The organism is Streptomyces sp. NPDC057253 (genome assembly GCF_042669125.1).
Taxonomy (GTDB): domain Bacteria; phylum Actinomycetota; class Actinomycetes; order Streptomycetales; family Streptomycetaceae; genus Streptomyces.
On the sequence record NZ_JBHUXV010000012.1, the window covers coordinates 40,601 to 55,100 of the forward strand.

12 protein-coding genes are annotated in these 14,500 nt (G+C 71.1%); 5 read left to right on the top strand and 7 right to left on the bottom strand.

Translation table 11 applies throughout. From position 1 onward, the window contains the following. Positions 1-2: 2 nt before the first annotated feature. Positions 3-2,336, bottom strand: a complete 2,334-nt coding sequence (locus tag ACFULQ_RS09260; protein ID WP_383540348.1) for a glycosyltransferase — start codon at positions 2,334-2,336, stop codon at positions 3-5. Then, positions 2,333-3,796 (bottom strand): glycosyltransferase family 29 protein, encoded by a 1,464-nt coding sequence (locus ACFULQ_RS09265; RefSeq protein WP_383540350.1) that lies wholly within the window; start codon positions 3,794-3,796, stop codon positions 2,333-2,335. The genes ACFULQ_RS09260 and ACFULQ_RS09265 overlap by 4 nt, the downstream gene beginning before the upstream one ends. Before the next feature lie 240 nt (positions 3,797-4,036). On the opposite strand from ACFULQ_RS09265, the gene ACFULQ_RS09270 reads away from it, so the two are divergent. Together ACFULQ_RS09270 and ACFULQ_RS09275 are read left to right on the top strand one after the other, a co-directional pair. Beyond that, the gene (locus ACFULQ_RS09270) at positions 4,037-5,158 is read left to right on the top strand and encodes an acyltransferase family protein (RefSeq protein WP_383540563.1); all 1,122 of its coding nucleotides are present in this window, start codon (positions 4,037-4,039) and stop codon (positions 5,156-5,158) included. 64 nt (positions 5,159-5,222) lie between these two features. Further along, positions 5,223-6,095, top strand: coding sequence for a class I SAM-dependent methyltransferase (locus ACFULQ_RS09275; RefSeq protein WP_383540353.1), 873 nt, complete (start codon positions 5,223-5,225; stop codon positions 6,093-6,095). A 326-nt stretch (positions 6,096-6,421) separates the two neighbouring features. On the opposite strand, the gene ACFULQ_RS09280 is transcribed toward ACFULQ_RS09275, so the two are convergent. Continuing rightward, the gene (locus ACFULQ_RS09280; protein WP_383540356.1) at positions 6,422-7,078 is read right to left on the bottom strand and encodes a TetR/AcrR family transcriptional regulator; all 657 of its coding nucleotides are present in this window, start codon (positions 7,076-7,078) and stop codon (positions 6,422-6,424) included. A gap of 69 nt (positions 7,079-7,147) precedes the next feature. Between ACFULQ_RS09280 and ACFULQ_RS09285 the strand changes: the two genes are divergently transcribed. Beyond that, positions 7,148-8,563 carry an FAD-dependent oxidoreductase gene (locus ACFULQ_RS09285; RefSeq protein WP_383540358.1) on the top strand — a complete coding sequence of 472 codons (1,416 nt, stop codon included), beginning with the start codon at positions 7,148-7,150 and terminating at the stop codon, positions 8,561-8,563. On the opposite strand, the gene leuE is transcribed toward ACFULQ_RS09285, so the two are convergent. Next, complete coding sequence (gene leuE / locus ACFULQ_RS09290) at positions 8,538-9,188, bottom strand: leucine efflux protein LeuE (RefSeq protein ID WP_383540360.1); 651 nt, start codon at positions 9,186-9,188, stop codon at positions 8,538-8,540. The genes ACFULQ_RS09285 and leuE overlap by 26 nt on opposite strands. 17 nt (positions 9,189-9,205) lie before the next feature. Further along, positions 9,206-10,786 (bottom strand): methylmalonyl-CoA mutase, encoded by a 1,581-nt coding sequence (locus ACFULQ_RS09295; protein ID WP_383540363.1) that lies wholly within the window; start codon positions 10,784-10,786, stop codon positions 9,206-9,208. 107 nt (positions 10,787-10,893) lie between these two features. On the opposite strand from ACFULQ_RS09295, the gene ACFULQ_RS09300 reads away from it, so the two are divergent. After that, a complete protein-coding gene (locus ACFULQ_RS09300; protein ID WP_383540366.1) occupies positions 10,894-11,748 on the top strand; it encodes a L,D-transpeptidase family protein in 855 nt (284 codons plus the stop codon). 244 nt (positions 11,749-11,992) lie between these two features. On the opposite strand, the gene ACFULQ_RS09305 is transcribed toward ACFULQ_RS09300, so the two are convergent. Continuing rightward, positions 11,993-13,075, bottom strand: a complete 1,083-nt coding sequence (locus ACFULQ_RS09305; protein ID WP_383540369.1) for a hypothetical protein — start codon at positions 13,073-13,075, stop codon at positions 11,993-11,995. Continuing rightward, positions 13,075-13,737, bottom strand: a complete 663-nt coding sequence (locus ACFULQ_RS09310; RefSeq protein WP_383540372.1) for an RNA polymerase sigma factor — start codon at positions 13,735-13,737, stop codon at positions 13,075-13,077. The genes ACFULQ_RS09305 and ACFULQ_RS09310 overlap by 1 nt, the downstream gene beginning before the upstream one ends. Before the next feature lie 467 nt (positions 13,738-14,204). Here ACFULQ_RS09310 and fxsA point away from each other — a divergent pair, with 467 nt between their 5' ends. Further along, a complete protein-coding gene (gene fxsA / locus ACFULQ_RS09315; RefSeq protein WP_383540375.1) occupies positions 14,205-14,375 on the top strand; it encodes an FxSxx-COOH cyclophane-containing RiPP peptide in 171 nt (56 codons plus the stop codon). Positions 14,376-14,500 lie beyond the last annotated feature (125 nt).

Below are 14,500 nucleotides of genomic sequence, written 5' to 3' on the forward strand. Positions count from 1 at the left end.
GCTCAGCCGCCCAGGAGGACCCGCAGGTCGGCCGCGTTGGCCTCGGTGACCTTCCACAGCTCCTGCTGGCGGCCGTGGACGTCGGCGACCGTCCTGTCGTGGTCGGCGAGCAGGTCCTTCGAGCGCTCCACCAGCCGGTCGGCGAGGTGGCGGTCGTGGACCGAGACGCCCCACTCGGGCCGCTCGATGTCCCGCAGGAAGTACGCCATCTTCGGGTGCGAGATGAGGCTGATGATCGGGGTGCCGCAGCCGAAGGGAATCATGCCCGCGTGGCCGCGCATGCCGATGACCAGCTTGGTGCGGGCGTAGAGGTCGAGGATCTCCTTGTTCTCGAAGTCGTACATCGGGATGACCGGCATCGAGATGCCGTGCTCGCGCCGCAGGTCGAAGACGATCTTCTCGTCGTCCAGGGAGTGCGCCACGCACTGCACCTCGGCCAGCTCGCCCAGGTCACGGACGGCCTTGGCCATCTGGGCCAGGAAGTAGCCGTAGTCGTGGCCGAAGCGCAGACCCGCGCGGTCGTAGGCGGCGTTGATGAGGATCGTGTCGTCGCGCTTGCCGGGGTCCTGCCAGCCGGGGACCAGCTGGCGGGTGACCGTGGTCGGACAGGGCTGGAAGCGGATCTTGTCGTGGAGGTGGGACGGGACCATGGCCCGCACCTTCTCGATGGAGCCGTGGTTGCGCAGTCCGAAGAAGGCGGACTTCTCGACGAGGAGCCGGAGCGAGTCGCGGAAGCGGTTCGCCCGGTACGACTGGCCGTCGAAGGCGTTGAAGCCGACGGCGAAGACCGCGATGGGCACGTCGACGCGCTTGAGGAGCTCGTCCGGGACGTTCCACTGCCAGGCGCTGTTGCCGTTGGGCATGGTGTCCGGGATGAACAGTCCGCCGCCGCCGATGACCAGGCCGCGCCGGCGGTTGACGCGCTGGAGGGCGGCCTCGTCGAAGAGGCGGTGGGCGTGCACCGAGTGCCAGCGGCGGGAGGTGGTGTCCGGGCCGAAGGCGGAGCGGACGCTCTCCGGGAGGAGCTTGTCGCCCGCGTTGCCCTGCCGGTCCATGTAGAAGGCGACGTGCGCCAACTGGTCCTCGGGGGCGCCCAGTTCCTGGGACGGCACGGCGGAGGCGCGCTGCGCCCACAGCCGGCTGGAGCGGTGGGTGGGGTCGACGGCCGTGCCCGCGGTCGCGTACCGCAGGGCCTCGGTGTTGTCGCCGTGGACCCAGGCCATCTGGGCGAGGCGGGCGTAGGCGGTGGCGGCCCGGTTGGGGGCGGCGGAGGCCAGCAGGAGCTGGGTCCTCGCCTCGTCGTAGCGGGAGACGCTCATCAGGGCGTGTCCGAGGACCTCGTGCGGCCACGCCTCGTCGAGCGGGATGCGGACGCTGCCGAGGATGTCGACGGCGTCCTGGTAGTCGCCGGCGGATATGTGGGCGGCGGCCACCTTGCGGGCGGCCTCGACGTCTCCGGTGCGGGCGACGTGCGGGGTGCCGTAGTGCACGACCAGGTCGTGGTGCAGGGCTGTCTGCTGATCCAGGTAGGCGGCCTGGAACTCGGCGTCGGACAGCTCGAACTCGCGCCAGCGCTCCTCGGCCTTGCTGTACCCCGCCTCACCGCCCTGCCAGGGCTTGTGGCGGCCGGTGAAGTGCAGGATCGCGGTGTCGTCGGGGACCGGGAGGTCACCGGACAGCCGCCGCTTGACGAAGTTGTAGCGGGCGTCGAGGCGCACGAAGTCGCCGTCCAGGACGGCGTTGAGGATGCCCTGGTCGTGCTTGTCGAGCTCGTAGTCGCCGGAGCGGCCGCACTTGTCGAGCTGGGCGCAGAAGGAGTCGCTCAGGTACTCGCGCTGGATGACCAGCAGACCGGAGTTGAGCTTGTGCTGCCCGTAGAAGAACTGCGGGACGGCCGCGAGTCCCTCGCGCAGCCTCAGGAGTTCACCGAGGTCGCCGAGGACGACCATGTCGGTGTCGAGGGTGATGATGGTGTCGTACTCGCGGATCCTGAAGACGTCCAGGATGAAGTACGCCTTGCGGACCAGGTAGTTGTCCTGGTCGCCCTTCTTGTACGAGTCGTAGCGCTCGGCGTCGACGCGTCTGAGGACGATCCGCGGGTGCAGGGCGCGGATCCGCGCGATCGAGCCGGGGCGCAGGTCGTCGTAGAGGACGACGAAGTCCTCGCACACGTCCGGGTTGGTCAGCGCGAGGCTGCGCAGCAGGGCGAGGAAGCCGGGCAGGTAGTTCTCGTCGACGAAGCTGGCGAAGGCGATCTTCCGCTTGCCGGTGAGGGCGTGCGCGTCGGTGACCGGGGCCAGGGGGGCGGCGGTCCCGGTGAGGGAGTTGATGGTCATCGCAGGGAGATCCTCATGTCGGTCACGCTCTGGGCCCGCTCCATGACCCATGCCTTCTCGCTGGTGTATTCGTGCACGGACGTGATGGCGAGCTTCATCGCCTCCGGGACCCGGTAGGCGCCGCTCTCGTAGAAGTCGAAGCCGATCAGGTCGAGCTTCGGGCTCACGTCGAGGAAGTCCAGCAGCCACAGCATGTTGAAGCCGGAGGTCGGGATGCCGGACCAGACGTCGGTCGTGACCTTGCCGATGTTGCGCAGGGGCCAGCGCAGCGACTCGTCGCCGAGGTAGGTCTGGGCGCCGGGCACCAGGCGGTTGCGCAGCGAGTACTTCCAGTCGCCGGAGACCCCGCCGAAGACGAGGCGGGTGGTGACCCGCTGGTCCCAGTTGAAGCCGTGCTTGTGGATCGTGACGTGGATGTCGGTGCGGCCACCGGTGTGCCTCGGGTCGAGCCGGTACGAGTTGAAGCGGACGACGAGGTCGTACGCGTCGATCTCGGCGCCCAGCGAACTCGTGGCCACGCGCCCGGAGTTGGCGATCAGACAGATCGACTTGCCGGCGATCTGGTTGCGGAACTCGCCCAGGGTGATCCACTGCACGCCGCCGACGGTGGGATCCTCGACCGGGCCGCGCATGCGGTTGCGGCGCTGCTCGGCGTAGAGCTCGACCGCCCGGGTGAGCGCCGCGCGGTCGGTGTCCTCGGTGGAGCGCAGGTCGAGGTACTGGCTGAGCAGTTCCTGCCGCTCCTGCACGGGGGCGTTCTCGCCGGCCAGTGAGAGGAGCGCTCCCACGAGCCGGGGCTCGGCCTCGGCCCAGTCGCCGACGGCGTGCGCGGTCAGGCCCTCGGCCCACACGTCGGTGGCGGGGCGGTCGGCGTAGGCGCGGGCGCCGGGGACCTGACCCTTGAGGAGTTCGAGGAGTTCGCGCTCCTTCTCCCCCGCGATGCGCAGGCCCGCGATGCGGGCGCGGACACCGAAGCCGTCGTCGTCGGTGAGGCTCAGGTACTTCTCGTACGCCTCCAGCGCCTCGGCCTCCTCGCCGAGGGCCTCCAGGAGCCGGGCGCGCAGCCGCCAGCCGGCGCGGGAGTTCCTCCGCTGGGCGAGGACGGTGTCGCTGATGACCAGGGCGAGGTTCAGCTCGTCGTCGTAGCCGCACTCCAGGGCCTTGTTGCCGACGGCCAGCAGCGCGTCGAGCAGTTCGGCCGGGATGTTCGCCGTGGGGGTCGGGGCACCTTTGACGGCGCGCTTCAGCAGGGCGGTCGCACCGGAGGGGGCGGACGTGGCCGGGGCGGCGGTGGCGGTCGTGCCCCAGACGACGAGCAGCTTGCGCAGCTGTTCGCCGAGTTCCACCCGGCGGCGGTCGACGCTCCCGACGACCTTGCCGCTGTGGGCCGCGCAGGCCCGCAGACAGTCGTCCAGCTCCCCTCCACGCGCGCGTGCACGCCTCTTCTGGACCGTCGTCATGACTCTCCTGTTGTTTTCTTGCCAAAGCAAAGGCAAGTTCACGGGTTTACTGCGACGTGGGGGGATTCCGGGCGAACTTAGGAAGCCAAAACGACTTTCAGGTGAACTCACCGGGACCAGAAGGCCAATCGTTGACTCGGCGCGTAAGACATCGTCGTGATTCGGACTAACGTGCTGAGGCGCATCCACAGGAGTGACTTAGGCTCTTCAGAGCTTGCGAAGGGGATATCCGTGACCAGCATGACCGTCCGGCCGGCACCCGACCTGCCCCGGCGGCCGGACGGGGAACTGCCCGCACCGCGCCCACGCGAGACCCGGCTGCGGGCCCTGGACGGACTGCGCCTGGTGGCCGCGCTGATGGTGGCCGCGTACCACTACGGCGGCCGCGGCGGCGAGGTCACCGGGTCCTGGGGAGCCTCCGCGCAACACCAGTTCCCGACGCTGCACACCTATTTCTCCTACGGCTGCCTCGGCGTCCAGGTCTTTTTCGTGATCAGCGGATTCGTGATCTGCATGAGCGGCTGGGGGCGTCCCCTGAAGTCGTTCTTCGCCTCCCGTGCCGCCCGGCTGCTGCCCGCTTATTGGGCCGCGGTTCTGCTGGTCACGGCGGTGTTCGCATTGCCGATGGTCGCCCAAAAGGCGCTCTCCCCGAGCGATGTCATGGTGAACATGACGATGCTCCAGATGCCGCTGGGCGTCGACCGGGTGCTCGGCGTCTGCTGGACGCTGTGGGCGGAGGTCCGCTTCTACGCGCTGTTCGCGCTGTGCGTGGTCCTGCCCGGGGCGTCCCGGCGCCGGGTGATCATGTTCTGCGCCGGCTGGACGCTGGCGGCGGCGATCACCCAGACCGCGCACCAGCCGCTGCTCGACACGGTGTTCATGCCCGAGTACGCCTCCTTCTTCATCGGCGGGGTCGGCCTCTACCTCGTCCACCGCGACCGGCGGGACGTGTACGCGTGGGGCATCGTGGTGGTCAGCTTCCTGATCGGACAGCACTACGCGGTCCGGTCGCTGTGGAATGTCTCCGACCCCCACGCCTTCGCGCACCGCACCTCGCTGGGCATCGTGCTCGTGGTCGCCTTCGGCTTCCTCGCGGTCGCCGCGATCGCGCTGGGCTGGCTGAGCTGGGCCAACTGGCGCTGGCTGACGGTCGCCGGGGCGCTGACGTACCCCTTCTACCTGGTGCACGAACACCTGGGCTGGGTGGTGATCAAGGTCCTCCACCGCGATCTGGGCCTGCCGTCGGCCGTGACCTTCGCCCTGACCATCGCCTCGATGCTGACCCTGGCCTGGCTGCTGAACCGCTTCGTGGAGGAGCGACTGGGCCCGCGGCTGCGGACCGCGCTCAACAGGACGCTCTGACGCTGTTCACCCGACGTTCGTTTCGCCGACCGCTGCGCCGCCGCTGGATGAGCACACTGGTCTCATGGGTGACGCACAGCACACGTACAGGTATCCCGGTGAACTCCGCGATGTGCCCGGGTGGTTCCCGCCGCTCGACCAGATGCTGTTCAGCTGGTTCCTGCAGCGCCAGGAGAAGCCGGGTGACCTGCTGGAACTGGGCGCGTACCTGGGCAAGAGCGCGATCCTGCTCGGGCAGCACCTGCGGGACGGCGAGCGGTTCACGGTGTGCGACCTGTTCGGGGGCGAGGCACCGGACGGCGCCAACCGCGCGGAGACCACGAAGTCGTACGCCTCCCTGACCCGGCAGGCCTTCGAGCGGAACTACCTCTCCTTCCACGACACTCTGCCGAGGGTGATCGAGGGGCCCACCTCGGTGGTCCCCGGCGAAGTGGCACCGGGCACCTGCCGGTTCGTCCACATCGACGCCTCGCACCTGTACGAGCACGTGTACGGCGACATCGGCGCCGCCCGCGAGATCCTGCTCCCCGACGGGATCGTCGTCCTGGACGACTTCCGCTCCGAGCACACCCCGGGCGTCTCGGTCGCCGTGTGGGAGGCGGTACTCACCCGCGATCTGCGGCCGATCTGTCTCAGCACGCAGAAGCTGTACGCCACCTGGGGCGATCCGGAGCCGGTCCAGGAGGAGCTCCTCGCGATGCTGCGGGAGCGGACGGACGTGGGCCTGAGCGTCCAGGAGGCGGCCGGTCACCGGCTGGTGCGAGCGCGGGCACAGAAGATGCAGGCACCGCCGTTCCCACGCTCCCGGCACTACGTGGAGCCGGTGGCCGCCCCGAGCCCCCCTCCGAAGCCCCGCCGCTCCCCGGCCCGCCGCATCGCCGTGGACCTGCTCCCGCCGGCGCTCACCCGCGCGGTACGCAAGGTCACGACCCGCTAGGCCGGTACTGCCGCTCGATCCTCGCGGTGTGGGCACGAGCGCAGAAGATGCAGGCGCCCCCCTTCCCGCACTTCCGCCACCACACGGCACCCGCCGCCGCCCAAGCCCCCTCCGAAGCCCCGCCGCTCCCCCTCGCCACCCGCGCCGCACGCAAAGTCAGGACCCGGTAGACCGGCACTGCCGCTCCATCCCGGCGGCGCGGGCGCGAGAGCAGAAGAGGCAGGCGCCCCCGCTCCCGCACTCCCGGCACCACACGGCACCCGCCGCCGCCCAAGCCCCCTCCGAAACCGCGCCGCTCCCCCTCGCCACCCGCGCCGCACGCGAGGTCACGACCCGCTAGGCCGGTACTGCCGCTCGATCCCGGCCAGCACCAGCGCGAGGCCCTCCTCGTAGTGCCGGTCGAAGTCCTGGAAGATCTCCGCGCCCGCCGCTGCCGACAGGGGGAAGTCGGCCATCCGGCGGGCGCGTTCCGTCACGTCGAAGCCCTCCCGGCGCTCGCCCGGCAGCGGCTCCACGCCCTGTTCCTCCGTGACGAAGCCGAGGGTGTAGTAGTACGTCGTCGACTGGGCCCGGACCGCCTGGGCGAGGGTGAATCCGGCGGTCGTGAACAGGCGCAGGGTGTCCTCCATCTGCTCGACGTGGACCAGCCCCGTGAAGCGTGAGCCGCTGTAGACCTTGGCGCCGTCGCGGTAGCCGAGCAGGGCGGTGCGCAGTCCGCGGTTGGCCTTGAGCAGCCGTTCCCGCCAGGTGTCGGACGGATCGAGGTCGGTGTCCGCGACCATCCGCCGGTACATCTCGGTCGCCATCTCGTCGAGCAGGGCCTGCTTGTCCTTGAAGTGCCAGTACAGGGCGGGCGCCTTGACGTCGAGTTCCCTGGCGATGGCCCGCAGGGTGAGGCCGTCGAGCCCCACCTCGTTCAGGAGCTTCAGGGCGGTGTCGGCGACCCGGGCGCGGTCGAGGGGCGGGCGTTTCTCCGTACTCACGCTTGACAGCTTAACAGCGTTAAGGGCACGCTCGGAGCCGACGGCACTTAACAGCGTTAAGGAGCAGGCATGAACACGGACGTACTGGTCGTCGGCGCCGGCCCCACCGGCCTCGCCCTCGGCATCGACCTCGCCCGGCGGGGCGTGGACGCGCTGGTCGTGGAGAAGGCGGACCGGCTCTTCCCGGGCTCACGCGGCAAGGGCCTCCAGCCGCGCACCATGGAGGTCTTCGACGACCTCGGCGTGCTCGACGCGATCCTCGCGGTCGGCGGCCCGTACCCGGTCGGGATGATCTGGCAGGACGGCGAGCGGGTGGGCGAGCACCACATGTTCGACCCGGTCGAGGTGACGGACGACTCGCCGTACAACGCCCCGTGGATGGTGCCGCAGTGGCGCACCCAGGAGGTGCTGTTCGCACGGCTGGTCGAGCTCGGCGGGTGGGTGTCCTTCGGACGGGAGGTCGTCGGCCTGGAGCAGGACGCGGACGGCGTGACCGTGCGCTTCGCGACGGGCGAGGACGTCCGCGCCCGGTACGTGGTCGCCGCCGACGGGGGCCGCTCGGTCGTGCGCCGGACGCTCGGGATCGGCATGACCGGGGAGACCGTCGACCCGAACCCGATGCTCGTCGCGGACGTCCGCATCGCGGGCCTGGACCGGGACAACTGGCATGTCTTCCCGCCGCGCGGCGAGGGCGCCGGCTACCTCGCGATCTGCCCGCTGGCCGGCACGGAGGACTTCCAGGTCGTGGCCCAGTTCCCGGAGGGCACGCGGGTGGACCTCTCCCCCGACGCGATCCGCGAGGTCGTCGCGGCCCGCTCCCACCTCGCCCCCGAGTCCGTCACCGAGGTCCGCTGGGCCTCCGACTTCCGACCCCGCGCGGCCCTCGCGGACGCCTTCCGCTCCGGTCGCGTCCTCCTCGCGGGCGACGCGGCCCACGTGCACTCCCCGGCGGGCGGCCAGGGGCTGAACACGAGCGTCCAGGACGCCTACAACCTGGGCTGGAAGCTGGGCGCGGTCCTGCGGTCCGGGGCCCCGGCCGCCCTGCTGGACACCTACGAGGAGGAGCGCAGGCCCGTCGCCGCGCACATGCTCGGCATCTCGACGGGCGTGCACCGCGGGGAGATCCGCCGCGGGGACGCGACCCGGCAGCTCGGCCTGGGATACCGGGACTCGTCCCTGACCGAGGAGACCCGCACGGAGCCGGCCGGGCTCCGCGCGGGCGACCGGGCCCCCGACGGCAAGCTGGCCGGGGTACGGCTCTTCGACGCGTTCCGCGGCCCGCACTGGACGCTGGTCGCGGTCGGCGTCGAGGCACCCGAACTGCCGGAGCCGGTGCGGGTGGTCACCGGTGACGAGCAGCCGTCGTACGGGAAGGGACTGTTCCTGGTGCGTCCGGACGGCTATGTGGGCTGGGCGGGCGAGGACGCCGCACAGCTGGCGGGCTATCTCGGCCGGGGGATCACGCGCTCGCGAGCGACAGCTTGACGGCGAAGCCGAGGAACAGCGCGCCCGCCGCCGAGGTCGCCCCCGCGGACAGCAGCCGGCGCCTGCGGAACGCGTCGGCCAGCCTCGTCCCGCCGAAGATCAGCGCGGTGAGGTAGAGGAAGCTGGCCAGCTGGGCGAAGGCGCCCAGGACGACGAACGAGACCGCCGGGTAGGCGTACCCCGGATCGACGAACTGCACGAAGAAGGCGACGAAGAACAGGATCGCCTTGGGGTTGAACAGGCTGATCACCAGGGCCCGGCGATACGGCCGCTCACCCGGACCGGCGTCGGAGATCTCCGCGTCCGCGACCGGCGAGCGCCGCGACCGCCACAGCCCCCACGCCGCCCGCAGCATCCCGACCGCGAGCCACGTCAGATACCCGGCCCCCGCGTACTTCACGATCCCGAACAGCACGGCGTTGGCCTGCAACAGGGAGGCCACCCCGGCCGCGGACAAGGTCATCAGCACGGTGTCCCCGCACCACACCCCGGCCGCGGCGGTGTACCCGGCCCGCACGCCCCGGCGCGCGGCGACGGAGACGACGTAGAGCGAGTTGGGGCCGGGCAGCAGCACGATCAGGACGAGGCCGGCCAGGTAGGTGGGGAGGTCGATGACACCGAACATGTGGACGAGTGTCGCATTCAGAACGCGTCCGAGGGAACGTAGGTGCCCCACACCTCACGCAGTGCGTTGCACACCTCGCCGACCGTCGCCCGGGCCCTGAGGGCGTCCTTCATCGGGCGGAGGACGTTGTCCTCGCCCTCGGCCGTCTTCTTCAGGGCCGCGAGGGCCGCGTTCACCGCCGACTGATCGCGTTCGGCGCGGAGCCGGGCCAGGCGTTCGGTCTGCTGGGACTCGATGGCGGGGTCGACCCGGAGGGGCTCGTAGGGGTCCTCCGCGTCCAGCTGGAAGCGGTTGACACCGACCACGATCCGCTCGCCGGAGTCGGTCTCCTGGGCGATGCGGTAGGCGTTGCGCTCGATCTCGCCCTTCTGGAAGCCGTGCTCGATCGCGGCGACCGCGCCGCCCAGGTCCTCGACCTTGCGCATCAGGTCCAGCGCGGCCGCCTCGACGTCGTCGGTCATCCGCTCGACGGCGTACGAGCCGGCGAACGGGTCGACCGTCGCGGTCACGTCGGTCTCGTGGGCCAGCACCTGCTGGGTGCGCAGGGCGAGACGGGCGGACTTGTCGGTCGGCAGGGCGATCGCCTCGTCGAAGGAGTTGGTGTGCAGGGACTGGGTGCCGCCGAGGACGGCGGCGAGGCCCTGCACGGCCACCCGGACCAGGTTGACCTCCGGCTGCTGGGCGGTCAGCTGGACGCCCGCGGTCTGGGTGTGGAAGCGGAGCATCAGGGACTTGGGGTTCCGCGCGCCGAACTCCTCGCGCATGACGCGCGCCCAGATCCGGCGGGCGGCACGGAACTTGGCCACCTCCTCCAGGATCGTCGTACGGGCGACGAAGAAGAAGGAGAGGCGGGGCGCGAAGTCGTCGACGTCCATGCCGGCCGCGACCGCCGTACGGACGTACTCGATGCCGTCGGCGAGGGTGAAGGCGATCTCCTGCGCGGGCGAGGCGCCCGCCTCGGCCATGTGGTAGCCGGAGATCGAGATGGTGTTCCACTTCGGGATCTCGGCCCCGCAGTACTTGAAGATGTCGGCGGTGAGCCTGAGGGAGGGCTTCGGCGGGAAGATGTACGTCCCCCGCGCGATGTACTCCTTCAGCACGTCGTTCTGGATCGTGCCGGTCAGCCGGTCCGGGGCGATCCCCTGTTCCTCCGCGACCAGTTGGTACAGGAGCAGCAGAAGGGCGGCCGGCGCGTTGATCGTCATCGACGTGGACACCTGGTCCAGCGGGATCCCGTCGAACAGCACCCGCATGTCGTCAATGGAGTCGATGGCGACGCCGACCTTGCCGACCTCGCCGTGCGCGATCGGGGCGTCGGAGTCGTGGCCCATCTGGGTGGGCAGGTCGAAGGCTACCGACAGGCCCGTGGTGCCGTGGGCGATCAGCTGCCGGTAGCGGGCGTTGGACTCCACGGCCGTGCCGAAACCGGCGTACTGGCGCATGGTCCAGGGCCGGCCGGTGTACATCGACGGGTACACGCCCCGCGTGAAGGGGTACGCGCCCGGCGCACCGAGCTTCTCCGAGGGATCCCAGCCGTCCAGGGCCTCGGGACCGTAGACGGGTTCGATGGGCAGTCCGGACTCCGACTCACGCGTCATGCCCACCACGGTATTGCGGTCCCGGGCGGATCGCCGCCGGGTCGTTCGCGACCGGGCGCGGGTGGGGAGACATCCAGGGGATGTCGGTGAGACGGCAGGGGGTCCGGATGCGTACTACGGGCATGGGGCGAGGGTTCGCGGCACTGCTGGTCCTGGCGCTGGCCTGCGGCTGCACGGTGCAGGGCACCGGCGAGGACGGCGGCGACGGCAAGCGGCGGCTGCCGGTGCGGATCGAGGTCCCGAAGCGCAGCACGCCACCGACGCAGGAGGATCCCGGGGCCGGTGCGGCACCGCCCGGCACGGCACCGCCGAGCAGCTCCGCCGCGCCCGCCGCCGTGCTGTGGTCGCGCGGCGACTCCGGGCGCGGGGTGCGGGAGCTCCAGGCCCGGCTGCGGCAGGTCGCCTGGCTCTACGACGGCCCGACGGGGTCGTACGACGATCTCACCGAGCGGGCGGTGAAGGGGTTCCAGGGCAAGCGCGGGCTGCCGAGGACCGGGAAGACCGACACGGTCACCTGGAAGCGGCTGAAGGCGATGACGCACGAGCCGGGCAAGTGGGAGCTGTACCTGATGGGCGGGCAGCCGGCCGACGCGCCGGACCCGCGGTGTCTGACCGGGCGGGTGCTGTGCATCAGCAAGACCAGCCGGACCCTGCGCTGGATGATCGACGGACGGACGGTCATGACCGTGTCGGTCCGATTCGGCTCGGTGGGCACACCGACCCGGGAGGGTGTGTTCAGCGTCTACTGGAAGTCACGGCACCATGTGTCGACGCTCTACGACTCCCCCATGCCGTACGCGATGTTCTTCAGCGGCGGCCAGGCGGTGCACTACTCGGCCGACTTCGCGGCCCGCGGCTACGCGGGCGGCTCGCACGGCTGCGTCAACGTGCGGGACGAGGCGGCGATCGCGGACCTGTTCGCCCAGGTGCGGAACGGCGACAAGGTCGTCGTCCACTGGTGAGGTGCGCGAGGAGGAGTTAGGGGCGCGGACGGGACCGGGGGAACGTGTCCCGCCCGCGCCGAGGTGCACGAGCCGTAGGTACGGGGGGAACCCCGGCTCTGTGCGACGGCCGATGACCAGTCGGCTCACTCAGTACTGCGCCACGGCGACCGAAAACGTCACACCCAGCGGGGCGGGAATCGCGGTGGGGATGAAAGGCGCAGGTCAGCGCTTTATGATCGTCCGGGTCCGGGTCTCGGCAAGCTCAGAGTGCGCTGTACGACGGGCTCGGCTCCGGGGCCGGCCCGGGGCTCGGTGACATCGTTGCCCGGCTCGGGACGAGCGGGGTGCCGGAGGTGGGGTCGGTGCTGCGGGGGGCCATGAACTGGCTGCCGTTGTGGCCGTCCTGGTCGCCCTCGCCGTTCCCGTCGCCGTCACCCCGGCCGTGCCCGCTCTTGTCGTGGTCGCCGTGCTTGTCGTCGCTCTTGTCGTCGTTGTTGCCGTCGTTCTTGTCGCCGTCCTCGCCCCGGCGGCCGCCCTTGCGGTCGTCGGAGCCGGCCCCGGCACCGGCCGCGGACAGGACGCCCTTGCAGTAGTTCCACACCCGCGGCGAGCCGCCCGCCGCGCCCTCCAGGGAGCGCTTGCGGGTCGGCGTCAGCTCCTTGCCCTCGCGCAGGTCGCGGCAGGCCGCGAGGGCGGACTTCACGCCACTGCCGGGACGGCCGTCGAGGCCGTCGGAGGCCGAGCCGCGGGCCCCGCCGGTGTCACCGCGGGCGGTGTCGCGCGAGCCGGCCACGCCGGACGGGGAACCCCCGGGCGAGGGCGCGACCTCGGGGCCCCGGGGCGAGGGCGAGACGAGGGGGTGGTCCGGGGAGACGTCCGCCGACACCGAGGAGCCGGGCTCCGGTTCGTCGTTGCCGGACGGCGCCAGGACTCCGGTTCCGGCCACGATCGCGGCTCCGCCCACCACGCCGGCGGCCAGTACGGCGGCCAGGGCGAAGTGCGCGGGGCGGCGCCGACGGGGCGGCGCGGCCTTCGGACCGGGAGCGCCGATGCGGACGAGACCGGCGTCGGCGGGGTCGCCCCCGGCCCGGTGCCGGTCCTGTGCGGGAGGGCTCACCCAGTCGTCGGCACGGTTCGCGCGGACCTTGCGGAAGGCGGCCAGCGCGGCCTCCTCGCCGGGCAGTTCGGTGCTGGTCGGCGCGGGTTCCGCGGTCAGCGCGGCCAGCGTCTCGGCGAGGCGTCGGGCCTGGTCGCGGGTGGCCTCGTCGACGGCTTCCAGTGGCTCGCCGCGCAGCAACCGCTCCGCTGTCTCGAGGTCCAGCCACCTGTAGCTCTCGTCGGCCATCACATGTCCTTCTGCGTCCGCGGACGCATATGCGTCACAGTCGCGGACGTCACCGCACGGTCCTGCGGTTCTCTCTGGGGCGGCAGGGCATCGAGCGCACCGGCGGATTCCGGATCCGCGCCCAGGAGTTCGGCGAGCCGTTTCAGACCCCGGTGCGCGGCCGTCCGTACGGCGCCCGGACGCTTGCCCAGGGTCTCGGCGGCGGTCTTGGCGTCCAGGCCGACCACCACGCGCAGTACGACGGCCTCGGCCTGGTCCTGGGGCAGCCGGGCGATGAGCGAGAGGGTGGTGCCGGTGGCGAGCGCCTCGATGGCCTCGCCCGCGGTGTCCGACTCGGCGGGCTTGCCGGTCAGCTCGGTCTCGTCACCGCCGATGGCGGGGCGGCGGCCGCGCATCCGTATGTGGTCCAGGGCGCGGTTGCGGGCTATCCGGGCGGCCCAGCCGCGGAAACGGTCCGCGTCGCCGTCGAAGCGGTCCAGGTCACGGGCTATCTGGAGCCAGGCCTCGGAGGCCACGTCCTCGGCGTCCGGATCGCCGACCAGTGTCCGGACGTATCCGAGCAGCCGCGGGTGCACGGCGCGGTACACAGTACGGAACGCGGTCTCGTCCCCGTCCTGTGCCGCAAGCACCGCGGCAGTCAACTCCGCGTCGTCCCCCAGCACCCGTGAATCCTCAATACATGGTCGCGATCGATGGTCGCCGCTTCGAGCCGTCGAGGGCGGTGATGATCGCTGGAGAGTCCCGTTGATCATTCAACATCCGCGCCCGGCGCGAAAGGCACGTTACGACCTGAAACCGCTGCTCGTCCATGTCCGTACAAAAAGCGGCCGGGTCGTGATCGGGGGTGGGTGTGTCGGCGGGGTGGGGTGGGTGTGTCGGTGAGGTGTGACGGCGGGGTGTGACAGAAACCGCACGGATGGCGCTGAAGGAAGTACGGGCCGCCGCGCGGCCCGTGCCGCGCGACGGCCGGGGCCTCTCCTGTGGGGGGTGGCGGCCCCGGCCGTCTCCGCGGGGGATGTCGCCCCGACTCCGGGCCTCCCCGGTGCGCCACAGAGCCGCTCTGGCACTAGGCTCTGTCCCGTCGCCCGCTGCCCTGGCGTGGCACGTGCGAGGGAGAAGGGCACTACAGGTGCTGACAGAGACGAGCGACTCCGAGTACGTCTCGGACCTGGTGGACATCACTGACTTGTCCATGGACACTTTGGAGAATTTGCCGGACACGGTCCTCGCGTCGGTGCTCCAAGAGGTGCGGTTCCCCTCAGGCGAGAGCTTCGCCGCCTTCGCCTCGGCGCTTGTCTGACCCGTCGGCAGTTCTCCTCGCCGCCTTTCGGCCAACAACGATCCGTTCCCCCAAGGTGAGTTGAGCCTCCGCCCAACCGGGTATCACGTTGCCACGCACGCATCCGGCTCACAGGCGCGGTGAAA

Coding starts and splice junctions, on each gene's coding strand:
- ACFULQ_RS09260 (WP_383540348.1), bottom strand. CDS start 2,336: ATGACCATCAACTCCCTCACCGGGACCGCCGCCCCCCTGGCCCCGGTC.
- ACFULQ_RS09265 (WP_383540350.1), bottom strand. CDS start 3,796: ATGACGACGGTCCAGAAGAGGCGTGCACGCGCGCGTGGAGGGGAGCTG.
- ACFULQ_RS09270 (WP_383540563.1), top strand. CDS start 4,037: ATGACCGTCCGGCCGGCACCCGACCTGCCCCGGCGGCCGGACGGGGAA.
- ACFULQ_RS09275 (WP_383540353.1), top strand. CDS start 5,223: ATGGGTGACGCACAGCACACGTACAGGTATCCCGGTGAACTCCGCGAT.
- ACFULQ_RS09285 (WP_383540358.1), top strand. CDS start 7,148: ATGAACACGGACGTACTGGTCGTCGGCGCCGGCCCCACCGGCCTCGCC.
- leuE (WP_383540360.1), bottom strand. CDS start 9,188: ATGTTCGGTGTCATCGACCTCCCCACCTACCTGGCCGGCCTCGTCCTG.
- ACFULQ_RS09295 (WP_383540363.1), bottom strand. CDS start 10,786: ATGACGCGTGAGTCGGAGTCCGGACTGCCCATCGAACCCGTCTACGGT.
- ACFULQ_RS09300 (WP_383540366.1), top strand. CDS start 10,894: ATGCGTACTACGGGCATGGGGCGAGGGTTCGCGGCACTGCTGGTCCTG.
- ACFULQ_RS09305 (WP_383540369.1), bottom strand. CDS start 13,075: ATGGCCGACGAGAGCTACAGGTGGCTGGACCTCGAGACAGCGGAGCGG.